This window comes from Flammeovirga sp. EKP202, assembly GCF_014534745.1.
In the GTDB taxonomy this organism is placed as follows: domain Bacteria; phylum Bacteroidota; class Bacteroidia; order Cytophagales; family Flammeovirgaceae; genus Flammeovirga.
This window is the reverse complement of sequence record NZ_JACVVP010000044.1, coordinates 1-12,144: the sequence shown is the minus strand read 5'-3', so window position 1 is coordinate 12,144 and position 12,144 is coordinate 1. Positions and strand designations below refer to the sequence as shown.

Here is a 12,144-nt window from a genome sequence, read left to right as displayed (position 1 = left end):
GTATGGAAATAACAAACAAACAAAAAATCTACAGGTTATTAATGGCTGTAGGGTTGACTTTTATGGCTAATTTTGCTCTAGCACAGCAACAATTGACTGTAAAAGGGGTAGTAACAGATGCTGAAACTGGTGACCCTTTGATCGGTGTGACGATTATGATCGAGGAAACAACTTCAGGTGTGGTGACGGATTATGATGGTCATTATGCGTTTGGAGGTTTAACCCGTTTGACAAATCTTGTATTTAGTTATGTTGGATATGCTGAGCAAATCGTAGAAGTAGGGAATAAGACGATTTTAGATATACAACTAAGGCCCGCTACTGAAAACTTGGAAATGGTGACAGTATTTGGGGAGAATCAAAGAGACCCTCGTTCTATTACAGGTTCAGTCAGTAAAATCAATACTAAAGTATTTTCTACAGGTACGCCAGCAGGTTCCTTTGATCAGTTGCTTCAAGGGCAAGTGGCAGGCTTAGCAGTGCAAGCTAGTGGAGAACCAGGAGAAGCTTCACAAATAAGAATTAGAGGTAATAATTCCTTAGGAATAAGATCGACAGATGAGGCTTTGACGACTTTTAATTCGGCCAACGAACCTTTGTATATTTTAAATGGAACCCCGATTTCATCTGCGGTATTTGCAACAATTAACCCTGATGATATTGTTGAGATTAAAGTCTTAAAAGATGGTTTGGCAACTGTTGAATACGGGGTGCGTGGTGCAAATGGTGTTATTGAAATTAAGACGAAAAGAGGTATTGTAGGAGGAACAACTTACAATGTTCGTTATCAGCATACGATTAGACCTGTTGGAGATTTAGGTGGAATTTCTTTAATGAAATCGCACGAGAAGTTGGCATTGGAAAGAGAATTATCAATCACAAATGGTCTCGGTTATATCTATTCACCAAAACCAGGAGACCTCCAACCTGTACTTGACTATAAGGCTCAAAAGTATGCTGAATTAGAAGGAACCAATACAGATTGGTATAAAGAACTTTCTCAAGTAGGACAAGTAAAGGATTTGCAGGTAAGTATTTCTGGAGGTGTCCATGATACTCGATTTTTTGTTTCTGCTAACTATTATGATGAAGATGGTAGCTACAAAAATTCGTGGGCAAAACGTTTTGCGACTCGTTTTAGTTTGGATCATAATATTAATAACCGTTTGTCAATAGGATTTGATGCCTCAGTGGCTAGGAGTCAACGCTCAAAATCACAGACAAGCCCAGCAAGGTTAATCTATACATTGCAACCTTATGAAACGCCAAGTGATACAACATTTGTATCACGAAATACGAATGATGGAGGTGTGAATTTTGAAAACCCTTTTGATGAACTTTATAATACGTACAGAGAAAATACAACTTGGAGAGTAAACGTCAACCCTAAAATTGCTTACAAGTTCTTTAAAGGTCTTACCGCTCGATTGGAGTATGGAGTAGCCTATTCGGAAGCTGAAAATACGAGTGTAAAATTACCGAACACGGAAGGAGTTACCGTCCAACAAATTAGTGGTGGCGTTACGAAAGGGGAGTCAAAGATGTTGACAAACCGATTGAATTTTAATACAGAATTTATTCAGTCCATCAACAATCATTTTGTATCAATCGTTGCAGGAACAGAATATGTGAATAATAATAATTGGGGTTTTGGGTATAATTCGGTAGGTATATCCCCAAAAGTAGACCCTAGCATAGGAGCAAACCCTCATGCCACCATAAACAATTCAAAGTACACTGATGCGCTTTTAGGTTTTTATGGTCGATTCTCCTACAGTTTCAAATCTAAATATGATTTTACAGGTTCAGTAAGGTATGATGGCTCATCTGTACTGCCCGCAGGAGAACAATTTGTGGCGGCATACGGTGCAGGTATAGCTTGGGATATGAGGGCTGAACGTTTTATGTCTTCATTAAAGAAGATAGATCAATTGAAATGGAGACTTTCTTATGGATTGAATTACAATTCAGGAGGTATTCGCCAAACATTAGGATTACCATTTTATGACTTCACAAACAGCAATACTTACAGGGGAAATAGAATTATTAATCTTGTAGAGTTTTATAATCCTGACTTAAAATTTGAGAAAACCAAACAATGGACTGCAGCTTTGGATTTCGGAATGCTTGATAATAGGTTATATGGTACTGTAGAAGTGTATATCAAAAACACCGATGATTTATTATCAAATATCAGTATTCCTGCAAGTAATGGTTATACAAGTTTGCTTCAAAATATTGGCTCATTGGAAAATAGAGGTATTGAAATATCATTGAGTGGTGTACCAGTGAGAACAAACCATTTCCGTTGGACTTCGAGATTAAACTTGGCCTACAATATGAATAAGATCACAGATTTATATGGTCAAGATGAAATCAGAGTAGGAAGTGAAGGTTATTTTAAAGTAGGAGAACCCATCAATTCTGCTTTTGTGAGGCATTGGGCAGGTGTTAATCCAGTGAACGGACAATCCATTTATTATACACGTTCAGGTGAATTAGTAAATGCTGGAAATGCTCCTCAAATGATTGGTTTTGGTACATACGATCACCCATATACTGGCGGTTTTACCAATACCTTTAATTACAAAAATTTAGAGTTGTCAATGTTGTTGACATTTGCATTTAATGGTGTGAATTACAATAACCTCAAAAGTACAATGATCCAAAATGTGAAGCTTGGAGAAGTACCTTTTGCTGGTTTCTATGATCAAGTCTGGCTAGAAGAAGGAGATGTGAAAATTTATCCGAAACCGAATTCTTTTGGTGGTAACACTGCAAACTCTTTATTCTTGGAAGATGCAAGTTATGTCAGAGTAAAGAACGTTACAATTAGATACAACCTTCAACAGTATCTCCATTTTAAGCATGTGGAAAACTTTATGATTACAGCCCAGGCTAATAATTTATATACTTTCACCAACTATCAAGGCATTGATCCAGAGGTAACAGGTATTGGACAACCGTTATTACAGTCCTACACACTAGGAGTTGATGTTACTTTCTAAACAATATTTTCATGAAAAATTTAATACTAATTATATTTTTATCGATGAGTATATGCTCTTGTTCTTTGATTGATATTCATCCTGACGATGTGGTGTCATCTCAAAGGGCATTTGATGATGTGACCTATTATCAGCAAGCATTAAACAAAGTATACCACGATTTAACATCACCTATCAATAATATATCATCAACGGATTATGCCACGGATGATTTTACGAATGTGATTAGAGGATATAATCAAACGAATTATTTTATCTATCTGTGGGACTATCAGGCTAGACCTCAACCACACATGTGGGTACAGCAGTATAATTTGATTGCAATGACCAATATTATCATTGATAACTATGATGTCGTTCCGGTTAAAAACGCTAAAGAACAAGAGCAAAAAGATGTAATATTTGCTCAAGCAGAAGCAATGCGTGCTTGGTTTTTCTTTAATCTTTTAGAAATCTACGCACCACATTTTGATGGATCAAATGGTAATGAATTAGCCATTCCACTGAAATTAAAATTGGATAGGGAGTATTTACCACAATCTACAATAACTGAAGTATTTACTCAGATTGAGCAAGACCTTACTGATGCAGAAGATAAACTCAAAGATTTTACACCATCAACATCAGACGCTCATTATGTTTTTGGTTTGGATGCTGTAAGGGCCTTAAAAGCAAGAATAGCTTTGTATAAAGGTGACTTGGAAACTGCAAGAGCTTACTCAAGCTATTTTATTGATATAGAATTACTAAGCTCTGATGATTATTGGATGCTTTGGGGAGATCAATATGGATCAAAGAACCAAGAGGTGATCTTCATGACGCATAACCTTTCAGATACAGACCAAGGATCGTTATTGGATTATCACAATCAATATGAAACAAATAATGTGGCTTTAACGATTGATTTTTACAATGAATTTGAAGATTCAGATGTAAGAAAAGGGGAGCAATATATTAGCAATTCCACGAGAAGACCACTAAAGTATTTGTATCTGGCAGATGAGAATAACTCTGATGAAACTAGAATGCTTAATTATAAGTACTTCAGAATTGCTGAGCAATACTTGATTTATGCAGAAGCTGTTAGAGAAGATAATTCAGATAGAGCTTTAGAAGTTATCAATAAGTTGAAAGTAGCAAGAGGTGCTTCACCGTTAACAACACTTTCTCTAAATCAAATTTTAGTAGAAAGACGAAAAGAATTCTTCCAGGAAGGTGTTCGTTTTTATGATCTAAAGAGGCTTTCCAAAGCGTTGGGTATTACAGTTACAAGACCAAATGGAAATCAATTGGCTCCAGGTGATGCTAAATATACTATTGATATACCTATAGAAGAAACAAACTCCAACCCTTACATCAAGTAATAAAATGAAATACCTATATCTCAGCTTATTGACTCTATTCTTATGTGCTTGTAATGAAATCGTTTCTCAAGACAATTTTTATACAGGTAATCCTTTTGTGAGTTTGAGTAGCGATCAATCGATTTTGACCTTATCAAATGATGCAACCAAAGAAATAAGATTAGAATACACTGATAGTATCTCAATTAGTTCACCTATAGATAAACCGTTGTCTGTATTGTTGAAAGTAGATGCTACTAGTGCAGGAACTCTCGGTGAGGATTATGATATACAGACAGATGTGAAAATACCCGCCGGATCAAGTTATGGTTACTATAAAGTGACCGCTAAGGCAATAGATAAAAGTAAAATTACAGGTACTGAACTTGTGATTTACATAGAAAGCTGCGACCAACCCAATGTGATTCCTGGAATGATGGGAACAAAGAAAAATAATGAGGACAGACGGCCACGTCTGAAGACATATTTATTTAAATATTAATTCAATTAAAACTTATCTGACACAATGAAGAAACGTAATTTATTATCGATTTTAGTAGCTGGCTTTTTAGCTCTAACTGTATTTTCATGCTCAAGTAGTGAGGATGAAGTAACACCGCCTCTAACTGCCGAGGAACTCCAAGAACAAACAAGAAAAGCATTAGCAGTAACTTCCGATTCAATTTTCCAAGCAGTGGTAGAGGGCAATTGGAAATTAGTAGAATTTGTACCTTCAGCAGAGATGTTAGAAGCGAAGGATGGAGATCAAGCGGGCTCAAATGCATTCGCTAACACAAAAATTCTTAGAGCGTCAGCTGTTAAACCTTTTGACATGACAATGTCATTTGCTAAAGAAGGTGATCAGTATGCCGTTTCAGTAAGTATTCCTGCTGAAGGTGATGACCTTTATAATTTGGTATTAAACTATCAAAATACATTAAACCCTGATTTTGCGGCATGGGGCATCTTAGTGTTCACTCAAGAAGAATTAATGGCAGAAGCAAAAGGTGTTTTAGCAGGTTCTTTTACAACTGATGATGCTAAACCAGGTGATGCAACAGACACTGAAACAGGTAAAGTAACATTGAATGTGAAACAGTATGATGTTTCAGAGTTAGCGTACGAAAACATGTTATTAAACTACACTAAAGTGGTTGAGGGTAACGATGATAGAATTTTCTTTAACCAAGAAAGTCAATTAATTGTGGAAGATACTGACCAAACTTATGGAACAGGTACTTCTTATTATGTTTTTGAAAAAGCAGAATAATTATAGGGCTTAAATTTTTGACTTCAATATTCTTTTCAAAAAGATACTATTGAGTTAAAAAGCAAGGAAATTAATTATGAAATGACAGTCACCAATTTTTCAGAAATTGACATTTCCTATAAAAAAGTTTGAGATTAGCAGTAATAAGTCGCTGATTTTTTGATACTGGAAATTCTTACGATGTATCCTTAATAGATCATCATAAGATAATGTACATGTAGTAAATCTTTGTCCATTAGATATAATAAATTTTGTAAAGAAAAACACCTTTTGCTAAAAGGTGTTTTTTTATTTTTTTCAATACGCATCATTGATAATACTAATCTTCCTTCAAAGCTTTGATTTTACTTCGTTTTTGTATTAAGGTAAAAATGAAGAAGATGGAAAATTAATTCTAAGTACTAAGTCAAAAATAAATAATAACTAATTCTTATTTATTTTTTGGGAGTACAACGCTAAAAAACGTATGAATAGTGGTTCTATTTAGCGTTTTTTGAAGGAAATAATCGCAAAATAATAAACAGAATTAGTGGTATATAATTTTGTCTTAGTACTTGTCCAACAGAAAGCTTAAAGAACTATCGGTTGATCGTTAACTTAGACGAATTATACTGAAAAATGACTGAAGTTGAATTGTTCTTCCAATAATTATATTGGTTCTTTCAACGATGAATGATCTATTTTTTCCTTGAATTCGGCAGGGTTGTCAATATGAAATGCTATAGTGGTAAATTTTTTCTTTATACCATAAAGGCCCATTAATGTATTCACGTTTTTTAATTGGAGGATCACATTATGGCTTTCAAGTTCTCCTAAAAGGGATAACCTTTTTGTCATTTTATCTTTTGGAAGTGCTTTTTTCGAAAGGATTACCGTTTCAATATCTGAGAATGGAATTTGAGCTTCATTGATCATTCCATATCGTAGAACTAAAGCTTTCTCATTAATGGCTATTGGCCTCTGTGATAATGATTTTGCAAATCCAAAGAATTGAATACCAGTATAGATGCTTAATACGGTTAGTACCCATGCAGCAGTAGTGCTCCATTGGGAGAGTAAAAGATGAAATGCAATTGTTTCTACAGCTATCATCATAATTAAAGCACCAAGAAGGGCCGCTGACCCACTCTTTTTGTGATAAGAAAATTCGTTTTGATGGAGTGTTCTTTTTTTCCAATGTATAAATCCATAATACATCACTGCTATTTCAGTAGAAAAAGGAAGGACGAGTTTTTGAGGTAAAATTTCCGAACAGACCGTTTTTAATGTATCATAAAAATCAGGGGATGTATTTTTTAGTTTTTGATAGGTTTTAGTAGCTTTTCGCACTTTAATGAAAACCAAAGCCATAATAGAAAGTTCAATGATAGGTAAGACCCAATTTTTGAATAATTCTATATACACTTGATCCTCTTTAGGAAGATAATATGATCCAATAAATGCTCCTAGAACCATAATCGGAACCACTGTTGTTTTTGGTATTGTTGATTTTCGAATCAATAAAAAATAGACAAAAGGTACAGTAAGAAGAAGGTCTAATGTTATTGCGAGATTTAAAGTGCTGTTATCTACGAAAAACGGGGATTTCATCAATAGGATTAATACTCCCAGTAATGAAGCTGGAATTGCAAAATTGAAGAAGTTTTGATGGAGTTGTAGCGTTTTGTTCATTTCGTTTATTTTTGGATGTGGTTTAGACAAGAGTTTCAAACAATAAGTTGTTAAAATAGAGCCTACTGCATCAACTTTTGTTTGTCTGTAAATATACAATATTAAGAGGAATGAAGTCGTAAGGAGTGACCATCAATGCATAAAATTATTTTATACCTTATGTAGTGAGATCTGTTTACTTAATTGGCATTCAAAGAATAATAATTTTTCTTTTTAAAAGATGTATCATGAAAACTCTCTGTTTTGTTATGAGTTGAATATTGAAATTTTATATTCGAAACGTTTTAATTTTTAACCCTTAAACAACAACTCATGAATTTAAAGGAGGTAATGAATTGGCGATACTCAACAAAGGAGTTTAACCCTGACAAAAAGATTTCTGATGAGGATTTTGAACAAATCAAAAATCTGTTACAAATGTGCCCCTCAAGTACAAACATTCAACCTTGGCATTTTATTATTGCTAGTTCTGAAGAAGGCAAAAAACGAATAGCAAAAGGAACTCAAGGTTTTTTCATTTTTAATGAAGCAAAAGTATTGAACGCATCGCATGTGGTTTTATTCTGTACAAGAACTACCGCGAATGAAGATTTCATGATGCACTTGTTGGATAAAGAAGATAAAGATGGTAGGTATGGTGCTCCAGAGTTCAAGGAGCAAATGCATGGAGGAAGGAATCTTTTTGCGGATATTCATAAATACGACATGAAGGACCTACAACATTGGATGGATAAACAAGTGTATATCAATATTGGTAATCTGCTACTTGGAGCTCCTCTTTTAGGTATTGATGCCGTTCCTATGGAAGGAATTGATATGAAGGCATTAGATGAGGAGTTTGGTTTAAGAGAGAAAGGTTTTACTTCATTAGTTTGTGTGGCTTTGGGTTACAGAGCGGACAATGACTTCAATGCGGCACTTCCAAAATCAAGGCTTTCTCAAGATGAGATTTTTACGTTGTTATAAAGAATACTGTGACGATATAAACTAAGTTTTCGTTAATTAATGCGATTACTTTTATGCAGGATAAATGGTAGTGTATTGTGGTTCGCGAGGACATTGCAATGCAACGACCCTATAGCACTGCATTTTACGCTAAACATTCGTGCCCATGGACTCTAAACCCTATAACCGTAGGTTTAGCGTAAGAATTTTGAAAATAAAATAGCTGAAGTCATTGACGACTTCAGCTATTGATAAAACACTATTATTGATGGGTTGATTTTTTAATCGAATAAGCGGTCAATTACTTTTTGAACTGGTGGAGCTATAAATAAAATAGTAGGGATGACAATGATATAGCCCATCACCCAAGACCGTATCCAAACTTTGAAAAATAAGTCATTAAAACCGATGTTATAGGAAACAATCGTCAGAGAAATAATGAAGGTAGTGATGAACCCCATCAGAAAAGCAAATGCCACTTTCTTTCTGATTTTACCCAATGGATTTTCTTGTTTTAAAGTTTGCATATCCAAGGTTTAAAGCATTTTAAATACCTTCATTTTCTTTTCAGAGTAGCCATAATATTTCAAGTTTGTTTCTATGGCAGTAGGCTTATCGAGTACAGCTTTGAAGTGAGAAAAGCACTCAAAACTATATTTACCATGGTAGCTTCCCATACCACTTTGGCCAACTCCACCAAATGGAAGATTAGGATTGGTATTTTGCATTACACAATCGTTGATACACCCGCCACCAAATGGAATTTCATGCAGGAAGCGATCTTTATTTTCTGCACTGTCAGAGAACAAATAAGCGGCCAATGGTTTCTCAAAAGTTTTAATGATATCAAAAGCTTCCTCCAGTGTTTCATATTCAATAACGGGAAGAATAGGACCAAAGATCTCGTCTTGCATAACAGGGTCATCTAAATTAACATCAGTCATAATAGTCGGATACACCACACGCATATCTCGGTCTACTTTTCCACCATAGTAGACTTTGTCAGGATCAATTAATTTGGCTAATCGTTCTAAGTTAGCGTGATTGATGATTTTTACGTAATTGGCTCTTTCTTTAGAGAAGTGATGTTTTTTGATTTCCTCTACTGCAATTTTTAAAAATTCATCCTTAATATCTTTATGTACTAAAGCATAATCAGCTGTAATACAGAGTTGACCGGAGTTTACAAACTTCGCCCAGATCATTCTTTTTACACTTGTTTTTAACGCACAATCTTTCGCAAAAATTACAGGATTTTTACCTCCTAGCTCCAACGTAACGTTGGTGAGATGTTCCGCCGCTGCTTTATGTACAATTTTACCAACCTTTGGACTGCCTGTAAAGAAAATCTTATCATAATGTTGTGCTAATATGGCGGTAGTTTCTGGAATATCTCCTTCAACCACACAAATGTAAGCGGGATCAAAATTTTCATTAATGATCTTCGCCATGATTTTACTTGTTTCAACAGGAAGTTCACTTGGTTTTACGATAGTTGTATTACCTGCGGCCATAGAACCTACAAGTGGTGTAAGTGATAAATTGTAAGGGAAATTCCATGCTCCAATTACTAATGTAACACCAAGAGGTTCAGGTACTAGATAACTTTTTGCAGGGAAGTTGATCAAATTAGTGGATACTTTACGGTGTTTAACCCATTTCTTTAGGTTTTTAACGGCAATGTTGATTTCATCAATTAAAGGGAAAAATTCTGTTAACTGATTTTCATATTTAGATTTTCCAAAGTCTTTGAATATGGCTTCATGCATCTCATCCTCATACTCTAGTAATAATTCTTTAAGTTTTAAAAGTTGTGCTATTCTAAATTCTACAGGTCTAGTCGCATTACTTTTAAAATAACTTCTTTGATTGTCAACTAATTCTTTGATTTCGTCTTTAAATGTTGTGATTTCCATGGTGTTTATAAGTTGAGATTGAGGAATATGTATTGATTAAAACGGATGTCGATTAATTAATTTCTTGTTGTTTTCTTACTCTTTCTACAACCATCTTTTTAGGAAGGAGAGGTGTAATTGATAATTGCATTTTTTGTGACCAAGGAAGACCAGAGATTACTTCTAACTCTCCTTTGATCATGGCTTCATATCCATCTTTAGCAACATCACTTGCACTGGCAGGTTTTTTATAAATACTTGTTTTATCCATTCCCGAATTTGCTCCAAATCCGGTTTGTGTTGCACCAGGAAGAAGAGCGGTAGCACTGACACCAGTTCCCATGAGTTCCCCTGAAATAGAGTTGGTGAATGAAGTCACAAAAGCTTTACTGGCAAAATAAACGGCTTGCATTGGTCCTGGTAAAAGACTAACGGTAGAGGAAACATTAAGTATTTTTCCTGTGTTTTTTTCTATAAAATCTGGTAAGAAAAATCGAGTGAGTGAAGTGAGGGCTAAGATATTAACCTGAATCATGGCTAGGTCTTTTTCCCATGCTCTTTCATGAAATTTACCTACACCACCAAATCCAGCATTATTGATAAGGTACTCAACTTGTATACCTTGTGCTTTTACCTCTTCATAAATTTCACGTGTTGCATCGGGGTGGGTAAGGTTTTTAGCGATAGTGTAAATACGAGTATTATTTTCACCTCCTCCCAATTCTTTTTTCAATTGTAAAAGGCCTTCGGTATTGAGATCTACAGCCACTACATCACCTCCTCTTGAGGTGTGTATTTTAACGAATTCTTTTCCGATTCCTCCTGCTGCTCCTGTGATTAATGCTACTTTTTTCATTGTGATATGTGATTGAGTTTAACGATATCACAAAGGTGGGCCAACGGAAGAAGGAAAAATTTAACCTATGGTAAAAAAGTAAAAGACTATGATTTTTTTTAGAGTTGAAAGGAGTTGATTGTTTAAAATCAATTTACCTTCTATAAGCTTTTATAGGGCCTACTTTCAAGCTATCTTCTACTTCATTTTTCCATTGATGAAAAACGAAGCAAAAAATCTAGGCTTAGAAGTCAAAGGAAGTACTACCAAACTAAAATGATAGAAGACTCAATGGCGCGAATGTTAAACGTAAGTGTCATTCGTGTCCTTCAGATCATCAGAAATCTCCTGATTTCTAAATACCATAAATATTCGAAAACTTAGTTTAAAATGTAATCAATAATCTTGAAAATAAACTTACAGTTTAAGTGGTGGAATTATCTTATAGGTTTTTCCGAATTCTACTTAAACTTTGTTGGGTAATTCCAAGGAAGGAAGCAATCTGCGATAATTTAGCTTTTTGAAAAAGTAGGGGGTGTTGTTCCATTAGGTTGAGGTAGCGTTCTTCTGCCGTTTGGGTGTGAATACTCATTATTCTTCGACTCAAGATCATGGCAAATTCGGCATTCATTTGTCTCATACCTTCACCAAGTTCAGGAACATGTTGAATGAGGGTATTTAATTGAGAAGCACTAATTAAGACAAGTTCAGTATCTTCCATTGCTTCAAAATAAAGGATGTTTCTTTCTCCTTTGACATAGCTAAATGGGGAAGTGATAATAGCATCATCCGCACAAAACCAATGTGTGATTTGATTTCCTTCTAGATCAAGGTAATATATCCTTACAAACCCTTTAAGAATATAATACAGATGTTTGCAAGGCTGTCCTTCTTTCAAAAAAACATCTCCTTTTTTTACGGATTTATTGGTGAGACCTAAGTCAAATTCAAGATTCCATTTGACAAGTTTATTGATGTCTAGATAGGGTTTTGAGCTGAACATTTATTTGGAAGTACCTTATTTGAGCAGAATATTTAAAGATCGAAATATAATTTAATCTTTGATAGTGTACCAAAAAAACATCCATTTTTAGATGAAATAACTGAGCTATCGCTCTTTTAAAATTTTGAATTTTCATTTCTTTGACAGAAAGCCGATCTTTCTCCTATGAAAAGA

Annotated in this window: 10 protein-coding genes; 5 read left to right on the top strand and 5 right to left on the bottom strand. The window is 34.7% G+C overall.

Annotation, left to right across the window (positions count from 1 at the left end; genetic code table 11):
* The first annotated feature begins 2 nt into the window (after positions 1-2).
* The 4 genes from IC221_RS21810 to IC221_RS21795 are packed head-to-tail and all read left to right on the top strand — an operon-like array spanning position 3 to position 5,621.
* Positions 3-3,008, top strand: a complete 3,006-nt coding sequence (locus IC221_RS21810) for a SusC/RagA family TonB-linked outer membrane protein (protein ID WP_188170987.1) — start codon at positions 3-5, stop codon at positions 3,006-3,008.
* Between the two features lie 11 nt (positions 3,009-3,019).
* Entirely contained in the window at positions 3,020-4,372 is a 1,353-nt protein-coding gene (locus IC221_RS21805) for a RagB/SusD family nutrient uptake outer membrane protein (RefSeq protein ID WP_188170986.1), read from the top strand.
* 4 nt (positions 4,373-4,376) lie between these two features.
* Positions 4,377-4,853 (top strand): hypothetical protein, encoded by a 477-nt coding sequence (locus tag IC221_RS21800; protein WP_188170985.1) that lies wholly within the window; start codon positions 4,377-4,379, stop codon positions 4,851-4,853.
* Positions 4,854-4,877: 24 nt separating this feature from the next.
* Positions 4,878-5,621, top strand: a complete 744-nt coding sequence (locus IC221_RS21795; RefSeq protein ID WP_188170984.1) for a hypothetical protein — start codon at positions 4,878-4,880, stop codon at positions 5,619-5,621.
* Between the two features lie 648 nt (positions 5,622-6,269).
* Here the strand turns inward: IC221_RS21795 and IC221_RS21790 are convergent.
* Positions 6,270-7,292 (bottom strand): hypothetical protein, encoded by a 1,023-nt coding sequence (locus tag IC221_RS21790; RefSeq protein ID WP_188170983.1) that lies wholly within the window; start codon positions 7,290-7,292, stop codon positions 6,270-6,272.
* A gap of 312 nt (positions 7,293-7,604) precedes the next feature.
* On the opposite strand from IC221_RS21790, the gene nfsB reads away from it, so the two are divergent.
* Positions 7,605-8,258 carry an oxygen-insensitive NAD(P)H nitroreductase gene (gene nfsB / locus IC221_RS21785; protein WP_188170982.1) on the top strand — a complete coding sequence of 218 codons (654 nt, stop codon included), beginning with the start codon at positions 7,605-7,607 and terminating at the stop codon, positions 8,256-8,258.
* Positions 8,259-8,518: 260 nt separating this feature from the next.
* Here the strand turns inward: nfsB and IC221_RS21780 are convergent, their stop codons facing one another.
* The 4 genes from IC221_RS21780 to IC221_RS21765 all read right to left on the bottom strand — a co-directional run bounded on the left by IC221_RS21780 (position 8,519) and on the right by IC221_RS21765 (position 11,970).
* Positions 8,519-8,764, bottom strand: a complete 246-nt coding sequence (locus tag IC221_RS21780) for a DUF2798 domain-containing protein (RefSeq protein WP_188170981.1) — start codon at positions 8,762-8,764, stop codon at positions 8,519-8,521.
* Between the two features lie 9 nt (positions 8,765-8,773).
* Complete coding sequence (locus tag IC221_RS21775; protein ID WP_188170980.1) at positions 8,774-10,153, bottom strand: aldehyde dehydrogenase; 1,380 nt, start codon at positions 10,151-10,153, stop codon at positions 8,774-8,776.
* 52 nt (positions 10,154-10,205) lie between these two features.
* Positions 10,206-10,988, bottom strand: coding sequence for an SDR family oxidoreductase (locus tag IC221_RS21770; protein ID WP_188170979.1), 783 nt, complete (start codon positions 10,986-10,988; stop codon positions 10,206-10,208).
* 421 nt (positions 10,989-11,409) lie between these two features.
* A complete protein-coding gene (locus tag IC221_RS21765; protein WP_188170978.1) occupies positions 11,410-11,970 on the bottom strand; it encodes a Crp/Fnr family transcriptional regulator in 561 nt (186 codons plus the stop codon).
* Positions 11,971-12,144: the final 174 nt, after the last annotated feature.